Source organism: Cytobacillus sp. NJ13 (assembly GCA_030348385.1).
In the GTDB taxonomy this organism is placed as follows: domain Bacteria; phylum Bacillota; class Bacilli; order Bacillales; family Cytobacillaceae; genus Cytobacillus.
This window is the reverse complement of sequence record JAUCFP010000006.1, coordinates 5,268,123-5,291,719: the sequence shown is the minus strand read 5'-3', so window position 1 is coordinate 5,291,719 and position 23,597 is coordinate 5,268,123. Positions and strand designations below refer to the sequence as shown.

The following is a 23,597-nucleotide window of genomic DNA, read 5'->3' as shown; positions in this document are numbered from 1 at the left end:
ATTTCAGCTGCTATCTTTTGAAGCAACTTTTATACTATATCACTTACAACTTTCAGCGTCAATAACATTTTAAAAATAATTTCTTTCAGTTATCTTGTGAAAGCTGTTCTTAAATAATAGCATCGCAAGTGTTTCAGGTCAACGTTTTATTCGTGGTATTTTATTCCAGTTGTTTTTAGATCATCAGATAACATTTTGAAAGTATAAATTTCAGTTTGATGAGAACATATAATTATTTAATTTCCTGATTAACATCAGCAAAAGCATAAGTATCACACTAAAGTAAGCAGGATTCCAAAAAGCGTTTATTTCTAGAATGTCCATTTTTACCATAAAGGAATGAAAAGCTAAATCGGAAAAAAATAATAAGGCCATCCATTTAATTCGATAATATTTTATTATGATAATGGTCAGCAGCAGTGCATAGATAATCCAAATTAGAACACTGAAAGCTATATGGTCCTGATAAGGTGATTCAAACCATCCGATTTTATACTGATGAGTTCCCAGGATAGCCGTTAAACCAAATGATATCCCCTGAAAAATTGTGGTGATGGCCATATACACAGTTATAAATTGAATAAATAAAGTGGGAGCTTCAACACTATTCCTCCACCATTTAATAACAAAAACTGAAGCAAACAAGATTATTGGGGTAAACCAGGATTTCCACCAATTATGTTCATAGATGCCCAGCCAGAGAAACAGCTCTTCTATCCCAAAAATAGCGGCGATTATAAAAATAATCCATCTGAAGCGCATTCTAAAAGCAGCTATTGCCATCAATACACCAGGAATAAAAAAAGCCTGTGATATACTGGAACCAAAAACATCATCATACCATTGGATAGAAAATAATTTCGGATAATAGGAGTATGCGTCGCCTAAAATTAATACGATGTATTCCATTAAGAAAGAAAGTCCCATAACGAAGAAGTAAACCGCAAGATTATACCGAAATTCAGTTTTAATATAAGTTATATAAATAAGGCCTATGCTGATGAGCACTAATCCAAGAAACCAAAGTAAATTTGACATTCTTCCACATCCAGTTTAGCACGTTTCCGTTATTTTGTTCTTCATGGACAAACATATACTTCACCTTTGAAGGAAGGGCAAATTGACGTAAGATTTCCCCTTACTTACACTTATAAAGTTAAATATGATGAAAACGGGTAAAATGTATGGATTTTGATATTGAATCTGATTATGTTAAAAAGGCTTTTCCCCTATTGGATTTCTAAGACCGGATGAGCTTGCAAGCGCAATAGAAAAAATCAGCAAAAAAATAAAGGGCGATGTCATCGCCCTTACAATTATTTAGAAAAGATGCTGTTATTGTTAACGACTTGCAATTCTTTAGTCGTTTCTTTCATTTCACTTTTGCAAATCGGACAAATAGGTACCTGGCTGCTTTTGAAATTGTCCCTTACCCAGCAGTTGCAGGACTCAGATGTACACTCCCAGATTTTCACTTCTTCAACCTTGATTTCTTCCAAATTTTTTCTGCCAAATCCCATTGCCATAATCAGGCACCTCCCAAAGAGTAAGACCCTTACCCAAAATAAAAATCACTTGCTATATAAAGTGACGAACCACTGGCTCTATATAACAAGTGTTTATGGGCAATATATTATATTCTTTTAACTAAAATTAGTATAACATATTTAAATGGGTTCTGTCAAAAAGTTCTAAACTTACACAGCAGCCTTAGAAACACGGCAAAAAATTGATAAATACTATTAAACCAATCTGGGAAAAGTGTATAATGACATGTACAGCAGCGAAAGAAAGGGTGAAGACCATGAACATTACGAGTTATACTGTTGAGTACATACAGGATCCCACTGGCATTTTAACGGGAGACCGCTACGAATACTTTTTAGATATCGATGTAGATGAAGACGATGAATTATATTCAGAGAATGGCCTTAAGTTAAGAGTGCTTTATTATAAAAATGGAGAAGATGAGAGGATTCTTAATTATCATTTTGTTGAAAGTCATTCAGGAAACATTTTGGATTTCGCTTTAGATGAAGAGGAAGAAAAAACGGTTTCGGCTTTCTGCAGAGTGAACCTTTCTCAAACACAAGAGTAAGAGCAGGTTCCCCTGCTCTTTTATTTTATCACTGAATTTCTTTGCCCTCTTCAACAATGTGATACATTAAATGTGCCAAATGCTGTATCGGTGTATAAGCTTCTTCTTCCCTATCCACATTATTCCCTTCATTAAAATCAAGGTCATTCAGATAAAGAGCTGTGAATTGATAGAAATCTTTTAATTCAAAAGCAAAGCATGCACTGGGTTCTTCCGATTCCCCTTCATATTGGAGAACCAGGTAAGACTCCTTCCCTTCCTTATCAATTGCATCAAAAAATATAAAATAGCCAACATTTGAGTTCAATTCAAATAAATGCCTTGTGCCGCCTTCTGTGTATAGTTCAAAGTCATTTTCATTTAATTTTTGAACAACCATCGGCTGTACATTGTCTTCCTTATGGAACATCACTGTGAAATTCTTCATTGATTCTCCCCCTTTTTCCATACAATCCTAACATATTGCTATATTTATTTACATAATTTCAAACCAAGGCAAATAGATTGAAATTTAGGACTATTCATATGAACCTTTTTCTAATATTATTGGTTTATTATTTCTTTTATACAGGAGGCCGCCTGAATGCTGACAGAAAAACAATTAGACGATATCCATTCTCTCCAGCAAATATGCGAAGAGACGGAAAATATTAATTTAAAATTAAACTGGGATACCTTGAAGTCGAGACCTGCCGGCGAGGAAAATGACTATTTCCAATATGATAACAGCGGGAATTTATTAGGTTACCTTGCTCTATATAATTTTGGAGGTCCTGTTGAATTATGCGGAATGGTTCATCCTAATCATAGACGAAAGGGCATCTTCTCCAGCTTGTTCAATCAGGCAGTAAAACAATTGGCCCAAGCACGCAAATTGCTTATTAATGCTCCAGCCTCTTCCCAATCAGCAAAAGGTTATTTAAAATCATTTCCCTGCATCTATTCATTCTCCGAGTATCAAATGAAACGCCATAAAAGCGCAAAAATCGGAACAGCAAATTCTCAAGTAACTTTGCGGCAAGCAGTGAGCAGTGACCTTTTTTTCATTAATCATCTGGATACTGCATGCTTTCAAATCCCCAAAGACGAGGCAGAGGCTTTTTATAACAAAATCTTTGATTGCGAAAATGAGAGGACTTTTATAATTGAATACAAAAGCGAAAAAGCCGGCAAAATCAGGGTTCAAACAGAAAAAGATGCTGCGTGGATTTACGGCTTTGCTGTCGATCCTTCATTTCAGGGAAAAGGAATCGGCAGGGGCGCTCTTACCAATGCTGTTAATCTGGAACACAGCAAGGGAGTTAACTGGGTGCATCTTGAAGTAGCTGCAGAAAATGACCATGCACTTTCATTATACAAATCATGCGGTTTTGAACCATACGGCACACAAGATTATTATGAATATGATCTTAACACACTCAAGATTTGAAGCGTTTTATTCCTTTGAATCGAAATAAACATGATTGAATGTCATCTCATCTGTAATTTTCAGGATGCCGAACGAATAGTTCGGCTGCCTGCGCTTGTCTGTAGGAGACCCGGGATTAAACAGGATTACTCCATTATGGAGTTTCTTTATTGGGATATGAGAATGCTCAAATATAATAGCATCAACATTTTCCTTATCAAAAGCTTCTATACTTCTTTTTTCAGTTGTTTTTCCCTTTCCATGTCCATGGACAACCCCTATTTTATAACCTTCTATTTCAAGCAGTATTCTTTTCTTAAAAATGGTGCAAAGTTCAACACTGTCGGTATTTCCATATACCCCCTCAACAGGAGCATAGTTTTTTAATTCATAATACAGATCGACGCTCTGCCAATCCCCTGCATGGATAATTAAATCACAGCTGAGAAGTTCATTCAGCAGAATACCAGGCAGTTGTTTTGTCTTCTTTGGCATGTGGGTATCAGACAGAATGAGGATTTTAATCACTATCATTCCTTTCTTCTTACTTTTATACCCTATATTACCCCAAAATTAAAAGAGCCCCTTAAAAGGGACTCTCTTATCAATCAATTATAACTTTGTTACATTTACAGCTTGCGGTCCACGCTGGCCCTGCTCTATGTCAAAGTTAACTTCCTGGCCTTCATCAAGGGTTTTGAAACCTTCTGTCTGGATTGCAGAATAATGAACAAATACATCTTCTCCGCCTTCAACTTCGATAAAACCAAAACCTTTTTCTGAATTAAACCATTTTACTTTGCCTGTTGCCATGTAAATTTCCTCCTAATATCTATAACTCACAGAGTGATTATTTACCCTGCATTTACTAATATGGGTAAATTCCTCAAATTTTATAATAAAATGTTTAAAAAGTACCGAAAAAAAATCAATTTATCCATTTTCTCTCGGATATTAGACTGCATTATCCCTTATTGCTGCTGCTGCGGTTTTTACTGCGTCTGTCCCTGCCGCCTTTAAAATCTCTTCTATCACGGCCGCCGCCTCTGGACCTGTCGCTGAATCTTCTTCCGCCGCGATCGCCTTTAGGTTTTCTGACACGTATAGGTTCCACCGCAGTTAATTTAACCGGTGTTACATCAGGACCTTTAGTCAGCAATTTGATGGCTGCAGCAAGCAAAGTAACAGAATCTGTATCTTCAAGAAGACTTTCCGCCACTCTCTTGAAGTCTGCATGTTCTTCTTTTTCAATAACTTCCATAAGTTTATTAATAGTCGCCTGCTGATTGCCTGCAACAACATCCTTAAAGGAAGGAACAGGCTTTTTCGCCATTTTGCTTTTTGTAACACTTTCAATTATTTTCAGGTGGTCAATTTCTCTTGGAGAAACGAACGTAATTGCCAGCCCTTTATTTCCGGCACGCCCAGTACGTCCAATCCGGTGAACGTAGCTTTCAGGATCCTGCGGGATATCGAAATTATAAACATGGGAAACGCCTGAAATATCCAGACCTCGTGCAGCAACGTCAGTGGCTACCATTATATCGATTGTCTGCTCTTTAAAACGGCGGATAACCTGATCTCTTTTCGCCTGGGGAATATCACCATGAATCCCTTCAGCCGAATAGCCTCTCTTGATAAGACCCTCCACCACTTCATCTACACGCTTTTTAGTTCTTCCAAACACAATAGCCAGTTCAGGTGACTGAATATCCAACAGGTTGCAAAGCACATCAAATTTTTGTTTTTCATGCACTTCCATATAGTACTGCTCAATATTTTTAACAGTCATTTCTTTCGCTTTGACTTTAACCATTTCTGGTTCCTGCATGAATTTTTCAGCAAGAGACTGAATTCTTTTTGGCATTGTTGCAGAGAAAAGAAGGGTTTGGCGCTCACCTTTAATTTCACTTAAAATTCTTTCAATGTCCTCGATGAATCCCATATTAAGCATTTCATCCGCTTCATCCAGAACTACCATCTTGATGTTGCTTAAACGGATTGTTTTTCTTTCAATGTGATCAATTAACCTTCCCGGTGTAGCAGCAATAATATGCGGGCGCTTTTTAAGCGCACGGATTTGGCGGGTGATATCCTGACCACCGTAAACAGGAAGTGTCCGGACTCCTTTTACCTGTCCTATACGGTTTAATTCTTCTGCCACCTGTACAGCAAGCTCCCGTGTTGGCGCAAGGACAAGACCTTGAATACCTTCGTTTAAATCAATCTGCTCTAACAGCGGCACACCGAAAGCAGTAGTTTTTCCAGTTCCAGTCTGCGCCTGGCCAATCATGTCCTTACCCTTCATTCCGATGGGAATCGCCTGTGCCTGAATTGGTGTTGGTTCCTCGAAGCCCATATTGGAAAGGGCTTTTACTATTTCATTACTTAAGCCAAAATCTGAAAAAGTTGTCAAAATATAAGTTCCTCCTTGAATTGCATCTCTTATTAGGTACTGAAAGATTGTTTTTGTATAAAGACATGGACACTTTACTAGGCTTTCCAGTTTGTATCTCTTTTTTACATTTCCGTTTGCACTATTTTTAAACTTTTTGTAAGTGAAGTATTTTAATTGGGTGAAATGAAAAATACATATTCCTAAAAGCAGTTTTTGCAGAAGATCTGTTTTGAGGAATGCTGAAGGCTACAAAGTGGATAAGCAAACATAAAAAGGTGATGCATGATTAGACATGCATCACCTCATTTTAAGCAAAATTATGCTTTTGTTACGTTAGCAGCTTGAGGTCCACGGTTACCTTCAACGATTTCGAAAGTTACGTCTTGACCTTCTTCTAGAGTTTTGAAACCTTCAGTTTGAATAGCGGAGAAGTGTACGAATACGTCTTGACCTTCTGAAGACTCGATGAATCCGAAACCTTTTTCTGCATTAAACCATTTAACTTTACCTGTGTTCATTTGTGTTGCCTCCCAATAAATTGTTTTTCACTATAATGTACCATATAAACTTAAACATAAAAAAGTCGCAGCTGCCAGAAATGAGGATGAACGATCGCCTACATTTCTTTGCAGCTACGACTACTTATCCAAAAAGTATATAACGAACTTTACAGCGTTAACCTAATAATAAACGACACCCAGTTATAAGTCAATCCTTTTAAAAATCAATTTTCATTTAGGGATAAATGGACTATTTATGCTTTCCCTGTATTTCAGCGATTTTTCCGCAGCATGAACAGTATGTTTCAAAAGCATGGAGATCGTAACAGGACCAACTCCTCCAGGTACGGGTGTAATGGCAAACGCCTTTTCAAGACAGCTGTCATACTCTGCGTCCCCAATATTCCCTTCATTATATCCGGCATCAAGGACAATAGCTCCTTCTTTAATCCATTCACCCTTGATGAAGTTAGGTTTTCCTACAGCTGCTACTACAATATCAGCTTGCTTTACAATTTGGGGCAGGTTTTTGGTATATGAATGGCACGTAGTGACCGTTGCGTTACGATTGAGTAAAAGGGCAGAGACCGGCTTGCCCAGGATTGGGCTTCTGCCTACGACTACTGCATGCATACCTTCAGCATTCAATTTATAAAAATCCATAATTTCCAAAATAGCTGCAGGTGTACAAGACGGATATTCACCAAATCCGAATGCAGTCTGTCCATATCCAAGGCTTGTAACACCGTCTACGTCTTTTTCAATAGCAATAGCTTCGAAAGCTTTTCGTTCATCTATATGTCCAGGTACGGGATGCTGGAGAAGGATTCCATGTACAGAAGGATCATCGTTTAATTCTGCAATCTTCTCTAATAGTTCTTCTGTTGTTGTATCCTTTGACATATGAATACGTTTTGATAAAATGCCAAGTTTTTCACATGCATTTCCCTTCATCCTTACATACGTTTCAGAGGAAGGGTCATCTCCCACCAAAATAGTCGCTAAGCAAGGGACGACATCCTTCCCCTTCAATTCTTCAATTCGATTCTTTAATTGGTCTTTCACATGTTTTGCTACAACAATTCCATCAAGAATAATCTTTTTTTCCATGCATATTCCTCCTATAGGAAAAGCACCTATTCGGCTGACGGGCTTTTCCATTTTGTTATGAAAAAAGAGACAAGGGTATCCCTTATCTCTGCCCAGACGACCGGCTATACATAGACGCAGCTCCCCAGCGGTTCATTCCGCATTGTCGTCAGTCACTGCGATTTTGAAAAGCTATTCTAATGAATACATCATACCACAAAAACACAAATGATTAAACTGAAACTTATTAAATTGTTCGTGTTTTTTCGTAAAACAAATAAAAAAGGACAGCAAATACTGTCCTTATAAGTGATATATTTGAGTTAATTAATTATTACCTAAAACAATGAAAGCCCTGCCTCTCTTCCATCCTTGCGGCTCCTAGACCGCGCCAGTGGGAATCAGGTTGGCCGGAATCCTTTCCGACTCTTAGATGCTCTCTGAGATTTTAATATTAAATGGTAAGAATCTTACTGAAGTAAAAATACGGAGAAGTGTCTGGTTTATAGAAGATGATTAAGAAGAAAATTCAGCTTTAAGCTGTCCACACAAATTATTCTTAATTACAAACACATGCTTACTCTTTCAAAACCCTAAAGAGCATAAAACATAATAAAAAGCCGCAGTTTCACATAAAAGAAGGTTCGGCTGCCGAACATTCCAAGTGAATTAACGACTTCAACAATATACCTCAAATACTTCAATCATTATGTTACCTTATTTGCGGTAATGTGTCAAGAAAATAACTTGTCACTCGTTATTAGCCTTCTCCCTTATACTCAGTTACATCAAAATAATCGGTTGTGTCTTTATAGTCATTAAAACCAATATCCAGATCATGAAAATATCGGTGCAGTTTAATTAGAACATCCTTTTCCTTAGTTCCCGACTGCACAGTTTCTGCCAGACTTGTTATAGTGCCCAGGTCAGTCTGCAGATCCTCATTCTCCGCTGATATTTTTTTCAGCGAGTTTACGATTAATTCGGCCTGCTCTCTTTGTTTAGTCCAGCTGACTTTACGGTCTCTCCCCCATCCAAGTGTTTCATTATAAAAAGTATGATTGGAGGCAATGAAGTCTCCTAAATCATGGTACATTAAACCCTGTTCGGATGTCTCCGCATTTGCCGAGGTTTTTTGCACCTTAGATTCACCCTTATTTAAAAAGACAAGTACACTATATGCTACGGCAATGGCTATGACCATCCCCAGAATTGAAAGAAACCTGTTTAATTTTTTGTTTTTTAGCAATTTGGAAGCCTCCATTTGATTTGATTAATGAATGCTGAAAATTAGTGGATTTGTTGCCATTTCCTAAAGAAACTTTCTCTGACTTCAAATGTTTTCCATGTTAATACATTCTATGCAATCTTCCCATTCCCCTTCAACGCCAAATAAAAAAGCTTTTAACACTATGTGTCAAAAGCTATTTCTGCTGAACTTTCTGAGTGAGGAAAACTTCCATAAAATCAATGACAAAACGTTCCAGGTCAAGCTCCATCGCTATATTATCAATTGTTTCGGGCGGATCAACTTCAGGCACCGGCCTAAAGTCAGCTATGCTTTTTCCCTTTGCCTTTCCAAACTGTTCAATTCTCACTCTTCGTTTTACATACTTGGCAAGATCAGGATTTGTGAGAACACTTAATACAACAACATCATGAAGAGGTGCCCCCTTAATTCCCGGGACAAGCTTTTGATAAGCTTCATAATAATAATCATAAGCAGGTTTGATTAAATCTTTAAAAGGCGATTGGGTATTATCTGCAATAAAATCAATCGTCTCAGGACGGATAATCGCTTTATTTGTTACATTTAGAGGAAATATATAAATGTTCCTTGCTTTTTCAAGCACTGAATCCGCTGCAATGGGGTCAGCGAAAAAATTCGCCTCAGCCTCTGGTGTTACATTTCCCGGAACTAAAAACGCACCGCCCATTAAATAAAATGCATTCACATCTTTATATGCATCCTTTCCATATAGAATGAGCGGCAATGCCAAATCAGTCTGCCTTCCAACCCCAACGATCACAAGGTCATTTTTGTATTCATTTACAATTTCAATAATTTTATCTATATCATATACCTTTATTTTGCTGTTGAAGTCCTCCGGAGGCTGAATGGGCCCAAGGCCCTCCTCCCCATGAATTTCAGGATAAAAGACAGCGGTCTCACCGGATAGCGGGCCGCTCGCCCCTGCTATAATGGGAATGTCCTCTCTGCCTGCAAGCTTAAGTAAATAAGCAGTATTATTAATGGATTCCTCTTTTGTTATGTTGCCATAAGCGCTGACTACACCCACTAGATTAATCTCGGGATGCTGAAGGGCATACATTAGGGCAAGTGAATCATCAACCCCCGAGTCAACAAACATGAGAACATTGTACATAAGCCACCTCCGATAGCTATTTAGTCTATGGTATGCCTAAGGTATGTCCCGTTTGTTTATGAAAATACTCCTTAAAAAAAGAAAACTCCCCAATTGGAGAGTTTTAATCCTGATCAGCCGGCTTTACCGCAAAGCTGAGTTCCTGGTTCAGCTGGTTTTCAAAATTACTTTCTGCAGCTGTATCCCATTTAAATGCATCAGCCATATATGAAATTACTTGTTTTTGATAATTTCTTACCGTTTCAATATCAAAAAGAAGAGCTCCTGTTCTGCGGTTAAAAAAGTCAACAGGGGTGGCAGCCATTTCATGTTCAATTGCATATTTCAGCTTAGCCCATAATATAATCGGCAGGCCATAATTCTCAGCTTCATTTCTTTTCGTTTCAATCATATTAAAGATGATACCAACGTTAGAACCATACATTTTAACTAGGTGTTTTGACTGTTCAGCTGATAAACCAATACTTCTTCCTTTTTCAGTCTGGAACCCGATAAATTCCTGGAATTTGAATGATCCTCCTACATTTCCTCCTGAAATGGGTAATGTTTTTGTAATACTCCCGCTATATGTTTTATTTGATTCCTGTTTGAATTTTTCAGCAAGTATATCAACAATGGTTTCGGCCATTTTCCGGTACCCGGTCAGTTTCCCGCCTGCAATTGTCAGCAAACCAGTATCCGACTCCCAGATTTCATCTTTGCGTGATATCTCGGAAGGATCTTTTCCTTCTTCCCAAATAAGCGGACGAACACCAGCCCAGCTGGATTCAATATCCTTCTCTGCTATTTTCACAGAAGGAAACATAAAGTTAATGGCGTTAATGATGTATGTTCTGTCACTTGCAGTCATCTTTGGATTTACGGGATTAGAATTATAGAATGTATCTGTTGTTCCCACATAGGTTTTACCATCTCTCGGAATAGCAAATACCATCCTTTTGTCAGGCGTATCAAAGTACACAGCCTGTTTTAACGGAAACTTGGATTGGTCTATTACCAAATGAACCCCTTTAGTCAAACGCAGGGTCTTTCCTTTCTTTGATCCGTCTTTCTCGCGGATGGAATCAACCCAGGGACCTGCTGCGTTGATGACTTTTTTTGCTCTAACTTCATGAACATTGCCTGTTAGCTGATCTGCAGCTGCAGCTCCGCATACTTTTCCTTGTTCATCATATAAAAGTTTTTCAACCTTCACATAGTTAACAGGCATTGCGCCTTTTTCTGCCGCAGCTTTCATTACCTCAATTGTAAGACGGGCATCATCTGTGCGATATTCCACATAATAACCGCCGCCTTTAAGTCCATCTTTTTTTATAAGCGGCTCTTTTGATAGTGTTTCCCTGGTATTGAGCATGCTTCTGCGTTCAGACTTTCTGACGCCTGCAAGAAAGTCGTAAACTCTAAGGCCGATTGAGGTTGAAAATTTTCCAAACGTGCCTCCTTTATGCATTGGAAGCAGCATCCACTCCGGTGTAGTCACATGTGGTCCATTTTCATATACGATTGCCCGCTCCTTGCCGACTTCCGCTACCATTTTAACTTCAAATTGTTTAAGATATCTTAATCCGCCGTGAACCAGTTTTGTTGAACGGCTGGAAGTTCCGGCTGCAAAATCCTGCATTTCGACGAGTGCTGTTTTCATTCCCCGTGTTGCCGCATCCAGAGCAATTCCCGCTCCGGTTATGCCGCCGCCAATAATCAGAACATCAAATTCTTCCTTTGTCAGTGTTTCTATCATTTCAGTACGATTTAAATTAGAAAATGTCATTGCTGTCTCCTCCTTGTCGAAAAGGCTAGTAGTTGTAACTGCCCTTTAAAAGCAGGGAAATAGAAAAGCGCAAGCGCCTTGCCCAGCCCCGACAAGCACAAGACGAGCTTTCCGGAAAGGCGTTCTTTGCCTTTTTGGAAAGATTGACTTGTGACCTCGAGGGGTTAGGCGCTGTAGCTAGACATAAAAAGAGACCACAAAATACATCATCGATTAGCCGATAATGATTTTGTGGTCTCTCCGCATCTCCTGCCGAACTATTAACTTGAGCTTATTATAACATAAAAGATATGATTTGTGTGTAAAACTTGCTTTTGATTATTTAAAAGCAATTGCTGCCTTTACAGCTTTTTTCCAGCCTTGATAAAGATCTGCACGGACTTTTTCTTCCATTGATGGATGATAAGATCGATCAATTGCCCATTGCTCAGCAATTTCCTCCTGTGATTTCCAGAACCCGACGGCCAATCCAGCAAGGTAAGCTGCCCCAAGCGCAGTAGTTTCATTAATTGTCGGTCTTTCAACCGGCACCTCTAAAATATCTGACTGGAACTCCATCAAGAAGTTATTTTTCACGGCACCTCCGTCAACCCTAAGCGTCTTAAGTTCAATGCCTGAGTCCGCTTCCATAGCAGATAGAACATCTTTTGTCTGATAAGCAAGTGACTCAAGTGTCGCACGGATAAAATGCTCTTTGGACGTTCCCCGTGTGACTCCGAATACTGCTCCCCTTACATCACTGTCCCAATATGGTGTCCCTAGACCTACAAATGCCGGTACTACATAAACTCCATCTGTCGAGTCCACTCTTTTTGCATAGCTTTCACTGTCCTTTGTATCCTTGAGCATCCTCATTCCATCACGGAGCCATTGAATGGCAGAACCAGCTACAAAAATGCTGCCCTCCAATGCATATTCAATTTTCCCCTCAAGCCCCCAGGCAATGGTGGTTAGAAGTCCATGTTCAGATTGCACGGCTTTTTCACCTGTATTCATAAGCATGAAACAGCCGGTTCCGTAAGTGTTCTTAGCCATTCCTTTCTCAAAGCATGCTTGTCCAAATAGCGCAGCCTGCTGATCACCCGCTGCTCCGGCGATGGGTACTTCCTTGCCGAAAAAGTGATAGTCAATTGTCTTAGCATACACTCCGGAAGATGGCTTCACTTCAGGCAGCATCGTTTCAGGAACTCCAAGAATGTTAAGCAGTTCTTCATCCCATTTAAGTTCGTGAATATTAAACATTAATGTGCGTGACGCATTGGAGTAATCAGTCACATGCGCTTTTCCTCCAGATAGTTTCCAGATTAGCCATGTATCGATGGTTCCAAATAATAATTTGCCCTGTTCAGCTTTTTCCCTTGCCCCTTCCACATGGTCCAGTATCCACTTAACTTTTGTCCCTGAGAAGTATGCATCTATTAAAAGACCGGTTTTTTCTCTGAATAGATCGTTATAGCCTTTTTCCTTCAATTCATCGCAAATTTCGCCTGTCTGCCTTGACTGCCAGACAATCGCATTATAAACCGGGGCTCCTGTTTCTTTATCCCAAACTACTGTTGTTTCCCTCTGATTTGTAATGCCAATGCCGGCAATTTGCTCAGGTTTTATGCCGGATTCCGAAAAAACACCGGCAATCACCGATAAAATTGAACCCCATATTTCATTAGCATTATGTTCAACCCAGCCAGGCTTTGGAAAATGCTGTGTGAACTCTTTTTGTGCCGTGTGAACAATTTCCCCTTTTTTATTAAATAGGATAGCACGCGAACTAGTAGTCCCCTGGTCTAATGATAAAATATATGTTTCCACAATTAACTCCTCCCAATTTTGTTCATTATTCTTATTTATGCTGCCACTTTAGAAGAATCAACTTCCCCTGGCTGTTTTTTGCCAAAAATATATGAAAGAATTAATACTATTATATTAACACCCAGCACTGCCCATAACATACCTGAATCTTTCCCATCAAACATCACTTGATAGAAGCTTGAGCCCATTAATCCCCCCAGGATTGGCCCAGTTACCGGTATCCATGCATACCCCCAGTTCGATTTCCCTTTTCCTGCAATGGGAAGAAGAAAATGAGCAATGCGCGGTCCCAGGTCTCGAGCCGGATTAATCGCATAGCCAGTTGTCCCTCCGAGCGACATTCCGATCACAACAATCAAAAGGCCTACAGCAATAGGATTTAAGCCTTCTGTAAATTGATTTGCTCCAATAAACATCAATCCCAGTACAAGAATAAACGTCCCAATCATTTCACTTAATAAATTTGAAAATGTATGGGGAATCGCAGGACTGGTTGAGAAAACAGCAAGTTTTGCACCCTGGTCTTCTGTTTCTTTCCAATGCGGCAGATAGTGAAGGAATACAATAACTCCTCCCAAAAAACCCCCGAGGACTTGAGCCAGAATATAGGCAGGCACGTCTGCCCAAGGGAAATCCCCGCTAAGCGCAAACCCGATTGTTACAGCAGGATTCAAGTGTGCCCCGCTAATCGATCCTACAGCAAAAACCCCCATCGTTACAGCAAGTCCCCAGGCAATTGTGATAACAATCCACCCTCCATTAAAAGAGAAAGTCTTTTTTAAATTCACCCCGGCAACAACGCCTCCTCCAAAAACAATCAAGATCATCGTTCCAATTATTTCTCCCATAAAAGCAGACATCTGAAAATCCCCTTTCCCTTTTAGCTGATCGGATACAAAAAAAGGAGATTCACGACAGATTAAGCCTTCTAAGGCTAAACTGTGTGAATCTCCTAATCTCCGACACATAAATTAACTTGTAAACCGAGTATACAAGTCTATGAAAACGTTGTCAAACGTTTCTTGAACATTTTCATGAAAACATTTCCCATAATTCTATTTTCGAAGTGGTAATAGCAGCTGCTCCTGCATCAAGCGCATTCTTCACTTCTTCTTCTGATCGGATAAGCCCTCCCGCAAATATTGGGGTATTCAAGCGATCATTCACTTCTTTTATCATCCATGGCATGGCTCCCGGCAAAACCTCTATAAAGTCCGGCTTTGTCTTCTCGATTAATTTATAGCTCTTTTCGAGTGCGTGCGAATCGATCAGAAAAATTCTCTGAACAGCAATCACTCCTTTTTGTTTTGCTTTCAGGATGACACTGGACTTCGTAGAAATTAATCCGTAAGGCTTAAATTCCTGGCAAATATATTCTGCGGCATAGTCATCACTCTTCAAGCCATGAATCAGATCAACATGATATATCATTTTTTTGTTATGTACTTTCGCCATCTGTGAAACATTTTTCAGCTGTGAAATGTGCATATCGAGAAATACGCCAATTTCATAGGGACTTTCCAGGAACTTTTCAAATTCTTTCATGTTCGAAGATGCGGGCAAAATCCTTTGATTCATTCTTTCCACTCCTGTTTCTGTTATTCCCCTATGTTATAAAGAATGCGCGCATTTCTCAATACCCATTAAACATTTTTGCGGTACTCATAATAACGGAATCCAATTATCATTATCGTCAGCCATGCACCTCCGGCAGCAAAACCAGCAATTACATCACTGGGAAAATGAACACCCAGATAGATGCGGCTTAATCCAATCATGATGATAAAACAGCCCAGCAGCACTGTCCACGCAGCTTTCCAGCGTTTTCTTTTTGCCAGATGGATGATCATATAAGCCAGTGATCCATAAAAAATAAAAGATCCCATTGAATGTCCACTCGGAAAACTGAATCCCTGCTCCTCGATCAGAGGTCTGATATCCGGTCGTTCTCTTTTGAAAATCCATTTCAGCAGCAAGTTAAAAAGTGCTCCGAGACCAGATGAAAGAACCATGAACAACGCTAGTGACCTCTTTTTAAAAACAAACAAAAGAACGGCCGCCATTAAGACAGCAAAAGCCAGCCACTTAACCGACCCCAAAAAGGTAACCACATTCATAAACTCCGTCAGCCTGGGAGAGATAAATGCCTGAACATACTCAATCACAGTTTCATCGAAACGAATTAGCTCATTTTCCTTCAATTCGTCCACTATTTCAATAAAAAGCAGCAAAAATCCGCCAATAATGGAAGCTGCCAACGCTAAGTAGATGATATTTTTCGATGTTAAATTCTTCCTGTTCATTTATACAAATCCTTTTTATTTATTGTATTACCACTAACTTTGGTAAACGGAACACTTTTTTAAGTATTATTCTAAAATACTCCATGGCGATTTTCTTCAGCATTTCTTCAAAATATGAATAGCTTTCAATCAGTTAAAAACCGAGTTTGCATCAGCAAAGTCGGTTTTATTTCTACTAAGCCTGCTTTTTAGCTTTTGTTTTTGCAGAGGCGCGTTTCTTTTTAGCTGCCGGTTTTTTCGTTGTTTCAGCATCAGCAGGCTTAGTTTTATCAATGGATGCCTGCAGGGCAGCCATAAGGTCGGTTACATTGGCCGCAGGTTCTTTTTCAACAGGTGTGACTATATCTTTTCCAGTCCGTTTTGCTTCGATAAGCTCCAAAAGAGCTGTACGGTAGTCATCATTATATTTCTCCGGCTTGAATTCAGTCGTTAACTGATCAATCAGCATAATGGCAGTATCGATTTCTTTATCAGTCACTTTGTCCTCTGCAGGGACATTTGGAACGTCAGCAGCCTTTCGCACTTCATCAGGGTAATGGATCGTCTCCATAACGAGTGTATTTTCATACACCCGGACAACTGCCAGCTGTTCTTTGGAACGAATAATGATTTTGGCCAAGCCTACCTTTTCTGATGTCTCAAGCGCTTTTCTTAAAAGAGAATATGCCTTCCCTCCTCCATCCCCGGGAGACATATAATACGTGCGATTATAATAAATCGGATCAATCTCCTGTATTTTTACAAAGTCCATAATCTCGACAGCTTTATCCTCATTTTCCTGTTTAAGCTTTTCTAAATCCTCATCCTCTAAAACGACAAACTTTCCTTTTGTGTATTCATAAGCTTTTACAATATCTTCGTTTTTGACTTCTACTTCACAAACAGGGCATGTCTTCTCATATTTAATTGGTGAATGACATTCTTTATGAAGATTCCTCAGCTTTATATCCTTATCTTCTGTAGCTGAGTGCAGCTTAATTGGTATATTCACCAGCCCAAAACTGATGCTTCCTTTCCACATTGTATGCATAGCCAAACTCCCATTCTTATTAGATGTAGTAATCATAATTTGTGTATTAACAAAATCGGAGATACGCTAAAACATTTGGAAACTGAGTAGTTTTAGCGGCAATGGCCAAAACTATAGTAACGATTGTAAAGGGAGGCCAAATTGAATGAGACCTATGCTTCCTACATTAACTTTCGATGTTCCGGAAGAGAAGGCATGGCTATTTGAAGCAAAGTATGATGGTTTTAGAGCAATCCTGCACTTGGACAAGGAACCCAGACTGACAAGCAGGAACGATAAGCCCTTATTACATCTTTTCCCAGAAATTAAGACTTTTTTGGAACAAAACAAAGATAATTTTAAACCATATCTTCCACTTGCACTAGATGGAGAATTAGTCTTTCTTGAGAATGCCTATAAAGCTCATTTTGGGTCCATCCAGGTCAGGGGCAGGATGAGGTCTGAAAAGAAAATTCAAGAGAAAGCAAAAACTGCCCCCTGCCGTCTTCTTATTTTTGACATATTAATGGCAAAAGGCAAAAAAATGAACGATAAAGAGTACTTTATCAGAAAAGCAGAACTGGAAGCATTGTTTAAAGATTGTAATATGCCCTTAAAACCTGATGAGAAGGATCCGAGATTGATACAATTAATCCCTCCATACCGCAGCTTTAATGAACTTTGGGAAAAAATTGTCCTGCATGACGGTGAAGGAATCGTGGCAAAGCAGATGAAGAATAAATGGGAAGAAGGAAAAAGATCATCTTTATGGCTAAAATTCAAGAATTGGAAATACGTTTCCTGCTTTATCACTGCATATGAAAAATCAAATGGCTACTTTTATGCTGGTGTATACCAGGAGGATGCTGTCATAGCAATCGGACAGTTTCTTTTTGGGTTGAAGCCCGACGAAAAACAAGCCTTATTCCAAATAATTAAAGATAATAAAACAGATGAAAACAGCCAATTCATTTATGTAGAACCAGCCATATGTGTGGAAGTTAAATATCTGGAGATTTATGAGGAACAAATGCGCGAACCTCATTTCCACCAGTTTCGTTTCGATTTGAAGCCTGATGCCTGCACTTATGATAAATTTATACAGAAGCAGAAAAACCTGCCTCCCGAAATAGAAATTACCCACCCAGACAAGCCATTATGGGAAACACCAGCTATTCAAAAGATTGATTACATTCACTTTTTAAGAGAGATTGCTCCATATCTGCTGCCATTTTTAAAAAACAGGCTTTTAACTGTAATCCGCTATCCGCATGGGATCTTTGCAGAGCCTTTCTACCAGAAAAATTGCCCGGATTACGCACCGGATTTTGTGGAAACCGAAATGTCAGAGGGCATCAACTATATTGTCTGCAATAATATTCAAACGCTGCTCTGGCTTGGCAACCAGCTTGCATTCGAATATCATATCCCCTTTAAAACCATTTACAGCAATGGACCAAGCGAAATAGTGTTTGATTTAGATCCTCCTTCGAGAGACGCTTTTCATCTTGCCATTAAAGCTGCTCTATTGATTAAAGAGGTGCTTGACCAGCTGAAATTAATCAGCTTCGTTAAAACATCCGGCAATAAAGGTCTGCAAATCTATATCCCGCTGCAGGAAAATACGTATAGCTTTGATGATACTCGGCTGTTCACCGAATTTATTGCCCAGTATCTAGTTTCCAAAGCCCCCGATTCTTTTACAACAGAAAGATTAAAGAAAAATCGCGGAGGCAGGCTTTATGTGGATTATATCCAGCACGCAGAAGGCAAGACAATCATTGCTCCTTATTCAGCAAGAGGAAATAAAGCAGCGACTGTTGCTGCTCCTCTGTTTTGGGAGGAAGTCAACGAGAAATTAACAATGGAGCGGTTTCAGATAACCAATCTTATAAAAAGGATAAACAGCGATGGAGATCCATTCAGTTCTTATTTTCAAACAAAGGAAATTCAGCCCTTTTCCCCGGTGCTCGAATTTTTAAAACATCAAAACAAAAAAGGATAAGGCCAGTGCCTTATCCTACATCCATTCTTTAAGTACTGCTTGGGCATATTCCTGAAGTTTAGCATACTGCTTAATTTCACCAGTATGTTCCGCTTTCGGGGACAGGGAGAACTCTGCTGGATTTTCCATATTGACTTCCGCTTCACAGCGGTAAACATAGCTGGCATTCCCAATTAAATCAATGAACTGCCTGCCATTCTTCTCATGAACTACACAGCGCACTTTTCCGCCATTATTGTATACTTCAACAGGCTCTTCGATTTTATTCAGCCCATTCATGCAAGTAACAAGTGTTGAAGCGGACATGGCCGTACCGCAGGCATTGGTAAATCCTACTCCCCGCTCAAATGTCCTAACATAAATATGCCCTTTTTTTAATGGCTTTACAAAGCTGACATTTACTCCATCAGGAAAGAATTCATTCGGCCCGTTCAAATATTCGCTGATATTTTTTTGCAGGTCAGATGTAATTTGCTCTTTCTCCACAATGGAAACAAAATGGGGATTAGGGACTGCTAAGGCTGTAAAAGCTAATTCCTCTGAAATCCCGCTGACTTTTTCATTAATTATAGTATCTTTATCATCGAGAACTAAAGGAAGATCCTTCAAATCGAATGAAACAGGTGATATTTCAACAAGATAAGTTGGGATGTCCTCAAAGATGTCCTCTTGCTTTTTCACCTGCAAATCCGCTTTCATGGTTTCAATGATGGCTTCTTTTAGACCAAGAAGTTCACATACATAACGGGCAACGCATCTTAATCCATTTCCGCACATTGAGGCTTCTGATCCATCCGGATTAAAAACACGCATCCTGGCATCTGCTTTTTCGCTTTTTAATACAAAAAGAATTCCATCTGCACCAAGTTCAGTGCTGCGGTCACATATTGCTTTAGCAAGCTCAGCACGATTCTCTTCTGTAAAATTATACGTATGGGAAATTTCATCTATTATAAAGAAATCATTTCCTGATCCATGACATTTCAGCAGTTCAATGTTCATAGTAATTCCTCCAAACCATTTGTAGCTCAACTTATAATTAAGAGTGCCATAAAAGCATTTATTATTCAATAATTGTTTTCTTTATTATATTATTAACTTATCAGAAAACTGATAAGTTCCTTCATTTAGGGAAGTGACCGATATTAATACTGAACTTTATACATTTAAATTTTTCATTCAGCGGATCGAAGAGTTTAGCAGCGTTATTAATGAAAAAAATGCCTTTGTAGAAACAACGGCATTTTTTAATAAAACTATTGTTTATGAAGGGATTATCCGGGTGCGTTTTAATGACTATAGGATTTTCCCCTTCCCCGAGGACCTTTCCCAGGCAGACATTCCGGTGTCTGTTAAAAGGAAGATGGCAGCAGAAATGAAAAGATATATTAAGCCGCAGAAAAAATATCTCAAATACCACTGCGGCTAACATATTAGCTGCGGCTGTTAGCTGGTATATTTTCCAGGATTCATAAGCTGACTGGACCACGCTAATGATTCTGAATAGATTACATAAAAAGGATGCCCCAATAGGGCATCCCAATGTCTATATTAACTAATCACATGAAAAACAAAGTTGAATAAAAACAAAGCAGCTATGACATACAATGCAAATGAAACTTCCCTTGCTTTGCCAATCGAGATCTTTAAAATTGGATACAGAATAAATCCAATGGCAATGCCGTCCGCAATACTATACGTGAACGGAATCATGGCAATGATAAAGATAGCTGGAAAGCTTTCGCTCATATCCTTTAAGTCAAGGTTGCGGATGTTTTGAAGCATCAGTCCGCCAATAATGATAAGAATAGGTGCAATTGCACTGTTGGGAATCAATTTAATAACAGGAATAAAGAATGCTGATAGCATAAACAGCAAACCAGTTGTAACTGCTGTTAATCCTGTACGTCCGCCGGCAGCCATACTCGCTGTACTTTCCACCGTTGCTACAGTTGGGCTTGTCCCAAAAATACCTGACAATAATGCAGAAACCGAAGTTGCCTGAAAAGCACGCTTAAACTGTTCCGGCCTATTTATAAAACCAACATGACCGTGAACTAATCCGATATTTTCAAAGACAAGAACCATTGTCAATGAAAAAATGGCAATCCAAAAAGTGACGGAAAGCAAGTTATCGAATGACATCGCTCCAAATACTTCCATATAATCAGAAAGAGCAAACGGCTTTTCCTCGGTATTTTGCACATTAATCAGCCCAAAAGCCCATGCTATCAATGTTCCTGCTACAACAGTAATCAAAAAGTTGCCAGGCACATTGCGCATGAATAAAATGATGGCAAGCAAGAACGTTAAGATGCTTGCAAGCACTTGCGGGTCTCCAAGCTCACCCAGAGCAATAATGGAGTTTGTCCCTTTTTCAACGATTCCGCCCTTTTCAAGTCCGATCAGCATCAAGAAAAGTCCGAGTCCCACTGTTATTGCTTCTTTAAGTGAATGCGGAATCGATTCGCTCAATGTCTTTGCGAATCGCGAAAAAGCCACGAATACAAAGATCAGACCAGAAATAAAGACAACAGCCAATGCTTCCTGCCATGATAAGCCCATGGATTGGACCATAGTATAGGAAAATAAAGCGTTAATTCCCATTCCAGGCACAAGGAGAATCGGTACATTTGCCCAAAACCCCATTATCAAACAGCCGACAACCGATGTTATAATGGTTGCAAAAATGGCTGCTTCCAGCGGAATTCCTGCTTCAGAGAGAATTAGAGAGTTAACTGCGATAATATAAACAATCGTAAAAAAGCCGATTGCCCCAGCCATAACCTCCCTTTTTACAGTTGTTCCATTTGAATCAAGCTGAAAAAGCTGGTTAAACCACTTATTCATATATACTACCTATCTATTAAATTAGCCCTCTCCCTACCCGCTCTCCCCGCATATATCTCCCTCAGTTAAGAGGGATCCCTTAAAAGCACGGGTGAGCCACAAGCAGTATTTTATCAAAAAAAACTCATCTTGCCAATAGAAAGGTCAGACGTCTGCTCATATATTTCTAAAAAAATCGGCGGAAATTTCCCCGCCGATTTTGATAGATATAGCAACAGGGCAAGACAGTTGCACCTGGAAGCATCCTCTTATTTTTTCATGCCGGTAAAAAATGCGGAACATTATTCACCGTCGGATAATTGTCTATAAAGATTGCCCATTTCAATTGCTCCAACAGCCGCTTCCCATCCTTTGTTTCCGGCTTTGGTGCCTGCACGCTCAATTGCCTGTTCAATCGTGTCCGTTGTAAGAACACCGAAGATAACAGGGACACCGCTTTGCAATGCTGTCGCAGAGACCCCTTTAGCCACTTCGCCGCTGACATAATCAAAATGCGGAGTTGCTCCGCGGATAACTGTGCCAAGTGTAATGACTGCATCATATTTTCCGGATTGGGATAGCTTTTTAGCTGCCAGAGGGATTTCGAATGCTCCAGGAACCCACACAACTGTCACATCTTCTTCGCTTACTCCGTGGCGCTTGAGTGCATCTTCCGCTCCGCTTAAAAGCTTGCCCGTAATGAATTCATTAAAACGCGACACTACAATTGCCATTTTTAATCCTGTTCCTACTAGATGTCCTTCGATTACCTTTTTCATCTCTAATCGCTCCCTTAAAATTGTAATAAATGCCCAAGTTTTGTTTTCTTTGTTTTTAAGTAATTTTCATTTTCAGATTTGGCAGGCATTTGAAGAGGAACCCGTTCTGATACCTCCAGCCCGTAGCCGCCCAGTCCAGCAATTTTGCGGGGATTATTGGTTAGCAGGCGCATTTTTTTTACTCCCAGATCCCTAAGGATTTGTGCACCTACCCCATAGTCGCGTAAATCGTCCTTAAATCCGAGCTTATGATTTGCTTCAACGGTATCGTAGCCCTCTTCCTGCAGCTTATAGGCTTTCATTTTATTGATCAGGCCAATGCCGCGCCCTTCCTGTCTCATGTATAAAAGGATCCCCCGACCTTCTTCTTCAATCTGCGCTAATGCTGCTTCAAGCTGCGGTCCGCAGTCACAGCGGTTAGACCCGAATACATCTCCGGTCAGACATTCCGAATGAACACGAAGCAATACGGGGTCATTTTCATCGATTTCTCCCTTTACAAGAGCAACATGGTCTTTTCCATCGACTGTGTTTGTATAGCCTACTGCTTTAAAATCTCCAAATTCTGTTGGAAGCTGTATCTCCACTTCCCTTTTTACAATGGAGTCATGCTTCAATCGATACTCTATCAATTGCTGAATAGTAATCATTTTTAAGTTAAACTTTTCAGCCACTTTTTCCAGGTCATCCACTCGCGCCATTGTTCCATCATCTTTCATAATTTCACAGATAATCCCGGCTGGTGCAGCACCGGCAAGGCGAGCCAGATCAACCGCAGCCTCTGTATGGCCTGCACGCCTTAAGACTCCACCCTTTTTCGCCACTAGGGGAAAAACATGTCCCGGCCTGGAAAAGTCTGAAGGTTTAGCGTCATCCTCAAGCATTTCCTTTATCGTGAAAGCACGCTCAAATGCACTGATGCCTGTAGTGGTTTTCACATGGTCAATACTGACTGTGAAAGCTGTTCCATGGCTGTCAGTGTTCACTTCTGCCATTGGATTCAGTTCCAGCTTTTCAGCCAGCTCCTCAGTGATAGGTGTACAGATCAGGCCTCTGCCTTCTTTGGCCATAAAGTTGATTGTATCGGGTTTCGCATATTCCGCGATTGCCAGGAAATCACCTTCATTTTCCCTGTCTTCATCATCACAGACAATGATGACTTTTCCTGCTTTTAAATCTTCTAATGCCTCATTTATTTCACTGAACATGTTTGAT

The 23,597-nt window shown here is 39.7% G+C and carries 23 protein-coding genes and 1 riboswitch; of the genes, 3 read left to right on the top strand and 20 right to left on the bottom strand.

Annotation, left to right across the window (positions count from 1 at the left end):
• Positions 1–210: 210 nt before the first annotated feature.
• Together QUF73_26255 and QUF73_26250 are read right to left on the bottom strand one after the other, a co-directional pair.
• Positions 211–1,038, bottom strand: a complete 828-nt coding sequence (locus tag QUF73_26255) for a hypothetical protein (GenBank protein MDM5229623.1) — start codon at positions 1,036–1,038, stop codon at positions 211–213.
• Between the two features lie 278 nt (positions 1,039–1,316).
• The gene (locus QUF73_26250) at positions 1,317–1,526 is read right to left on the bottom strand and encodes a cold-shock protein (protein ID MDM5229622.1); all 210 of its coding nucleotides are present in this window, start codon (positions 1,524–1,526) and stop codon (positions 1,317–1,319) included.
• Positions 1,527–1,804: 278 nt separating this feature from the next.
• Here QUF73_26250 and QUF73_26245 point away from each other — a divergent pair, with 278 nt between their 5' ends.
• Positions 1,805–2,098 carry a DUF6509 family protein gene (locus tag QUF73_26245; protein ID MDM5229621.1) on the top strand — a complete coding sequence of 98 codons (294 nt, stop codon included), beginning with the start codon at positions 1,805–1,807 and terminating at the stop codon, positions 2,096–2,098.
• A 28-nt stretch (positions 2,099–2,126) separates the two neighbouring features.
• Here QUF73_26245 and QUF73_26240 read toward each other — a convergent pair whose 3' ends face one another.
• Entirely contained in the window at positions 2,127–2,525 is a 399-nt protein-coding gene (locus QUF73_26240) for a cytosolic protein (protein ID MDM5229620.1), read from the bottom strand.
• A 156-nt stretch (positions 2,526–2,681) separates the two neighbouring features.
• On the opposite strand from QUF73_26240, the gene QUF73_26235 reads away from it, so the two are divergent.
• On the top strand, positions 2,682–3,527 hold the full coding sequence (locus QUF73_26235; GenBank protein MDM5229619.1) for a GNAT family N-acetyltransferase: 846 nt from the start codon (positions 2,682–2,684) through the stop codon (positions 3,525–3,527).
• A gap of 6 nt (positions 3,528–3,533) precedes the next feature.
• Here the strand turns inward: QUF73_26235 and QUF73_26230 are convergent, their stop codons facing one another.
• The 13 genes from QUF73_26230 to QUF73_26170 form a co-directional block, all read right to left on the bottom strand.
• On the bottom strand, positions 3,534–4,040 hold the full coding sequence (locus QUF73_26230; protein MDM5229618.1) for a metallophosphoesterase family protein: 507 nt from the start codon (positions 4,038–4,040) through the stop codon (positions 3,534–3,536).
• A 78-nt stretch (positions 4,041–4,118) separates the two neighbouring features.
• Positions 4,119–4,319 (bottom strand): cold-shock protein, encoded by a 201-nt coding sequence (locus tag QUF73_26225; protein MDM5229617.1) that lies wholly within the window; start codon positions 4,317–4,319, stop codon positions 4,119–4,121.
• Between the two features lie 151 nt (positions 4,320–4,470).
• On the bottom strand, positions 4,471–5,922 hold the full coding sequence (locus QUF73_26220) for a DEAD/DEAH box helicase (protein ID MDM5229616.1): 1,452 nt from the start codon (positions 5,920–5,922) through the stop codon (positions 4,471–4,473).
• 299 nt (positions 5,923–6,221) lie between these two features.
• On the bottom strand, positions 6,222–6,422 hold the full coding sequence (locus tag QUF73_26215) for a cold-shock protein (GenBank protein ID MDM5229615.1): 201 nt from the start codon (positions 6,420–6,422) through the stop codon (positions 6,222–6,224).
• Positions 6,423–6,635: 213 nt separating this feature from the next.
• Positions 6,636–7,514: a tetrahydrofolate dehydrogenase/cyclohydrolase catalytic domain-containing protein gene (locus QUF73_26210; GenBank protein ID MDM5229614.1), complete on the bottom strand. Its 879-nt coding sequence runs from the start codon at positions 7,512–7,514 to the stop codon at positions 6,636–6,638.
• 83 nt (positions 7,515–7,597) lie between these two features.
• A riboswitch (ZMP/ZTP riboswitch) is annotated at positions 7,598–7,680 on the bottom strand.
• A gap of 573 nt (positions 7,681–8,253) precedes the next feature.
• Positions 8,254–8,742 carry a hypothetical protein gene (locus tag QUF73_26205; protein ID MDM5229613.1) on the bottom strand — a complete coding sequence of 163 codons (489 nt, stop codon included), beginning with the start codon at positions 8,740–8,742 and terminating at the stop codon, positions 8,254–8,256.
• Positions 8,743–8,917: 175 nt separating this feature from the next.
• The gene (locus tag QUF73_26200) at positions 8,918–9,880 is read right to left on the bottom strand and encodes a nucleoside hydrolase (protein ID MDM5229612.1); all 963 of its coding nucleotides are present in this window, start codon (positions 9,878–9,880) and stop codon (positions 8,918–8,920) included.
• Between the two features lie 103 nt (positions 9,881–9,983).
• Positions 9,984–11,648, bottom strand: coding sequence for a glycerol-3-phosphate dehydrogenase/oxidase (locus tag QUF73_26195; GenBank protein ID MDM5229611.1), 1,665 nt, complete (start codon positions 11,646–11,648; stop codon positions 9,984–9,986).
• 318 nt (positions 11,649–11,966) lie between these two features.
• Positions 11,967–13,457, bottom strand: a complete 1,491-nt coding sequence (gene glpK, locus QUF73_26190; protein MDM5229610.1) for a glycerol kinase GlpK — start codon at positions 13,455–13,457, stop codon at positions 11,967–11,969.
• 35 nt (positions 13,458–13,492) lie between these two features.
• Positions 13,493–14,317 (bottom strand): MIP/aquaporin family protein, encoded by an 825-nt coding sequence (locus QUF73_26185; GenBank protein ID MDM5229609.1) that lies wholly within the window; start codon positions 14,315–14,317, stop codon positions 13,493–13,495.
• A 172-nt stretch (positions 14,318–14,489) separates the two neighbouring features.
• Positions 14,490–15,035 (bottom strand): glycerol-3-phosphate responsive antiterminator, encoded by a 546-nt coding sequence (locus QUF73_26180; protein MDM5229608.1) that lies wholly within the window; start codon positions 15,033–15,035, stop codon positions 14,490–14,492.
• Positions 15,036–15,100: 65 nt separating this feature from the next.
• Complete coding sequence (locus QUF73_26175; protein MDM5229607.1) at positions 15,101–15,760, bottom strand: phosphatase PAP2 family protein; 660 nt, start codon at positions 15,758–15,760, stop codon at positions 15,101–15,103.
• A 175-nt stretch (positions 15,761–15,935) separates the two neighbouring features.
• Positions 15,936–16,790 carry a Ku protein gene (locus tag QUF73_26170; GenBank protein ID MDM5229606.1) on the bottom strand — a complete coding sequence of 285 codons (855 nt, stop codon included), beginning with the start codon at positions 16,788–16,790 and terminating at the stop codon, positions 15,936–15,938.
• Between the two features lie 145 nt (positions 16,791–16,935).
• On the opposite strand from QUF73_26170, the gene QUF73_26165 reads away from it, so the two are divergent.
• A complete protein-coding gene (locus tag QUF73_26165) occupies positions 16,936–18,774 on the top strand; it encodes a DNA ligase D (protein ID MDM5229605.1) in 1,839 nt (612 codons plus the stop codon).
• A gap of 15 nt (positions 18,775–18,789) precedes the next feature.
• On the opposite strand, the gene dapF is transcribed toward QUF73_26165, so the two are convergent.
• The 4 genes from dapF to QUF73_26145 all read right to left on the bottom strand — a co-directional run bounded on the left by dapF (position 18,790) and on the right by QUF73_26145 (position 23,590).
• The gene (gene dapF / locus QUF73_26160) at positions 18,790–19,776 is read right to left on the bottom strand and encodes a diaminopimelate epimerase (protein MDM5229604.1); all 987 of its coding nucleotides are present in this window, start codon (positions 19,774–19,776) and stop codon (positions 18,790–18,792) included.
• 549 nt (positions 19,777–20,325) lie between these two features.
• On the bottom strand, positions 20,326–21,624 hold the full coding sequence (locus QUF73_26155; protein MDM5229603.1) for an NCS2 family permease: 1,299 nt from the start codon (positions 21,622–21,624) through the stop codon (positions 20,326–20,328).
• A gap of 281 nt (positions 21,625–21,905) precedes the next feature.
• Entirely contained in the window at positions 21,906–22,382 is a 477-nt protein-coding gene (ribE, locus tag QUF73_26150) for a 6,7-dimethyl-8-ribityllumazine synthase (GenBank protein ID MDM5229602.1), read from the bottom strand.
• A 14-nt stretch (positions 22,383–22,396) separates the two neighbouring features.
• Positions 22,397–23,590 (bottom strand): bifunctional 3,4-dihydroxy-2-butanone-4-phosphate synthase/GTP cyclohydrolase II, encoded by a 1,194-nt coding sequence (locus tag QUF73_26145; GenBank protein MDM5229601.1) that lies wholly within the window; start codon positions 23,588–23,590, stop codon positions 22,397–22,399.
• Positions 23,591–23,597 lie beyond the last annotated feature (7 nt).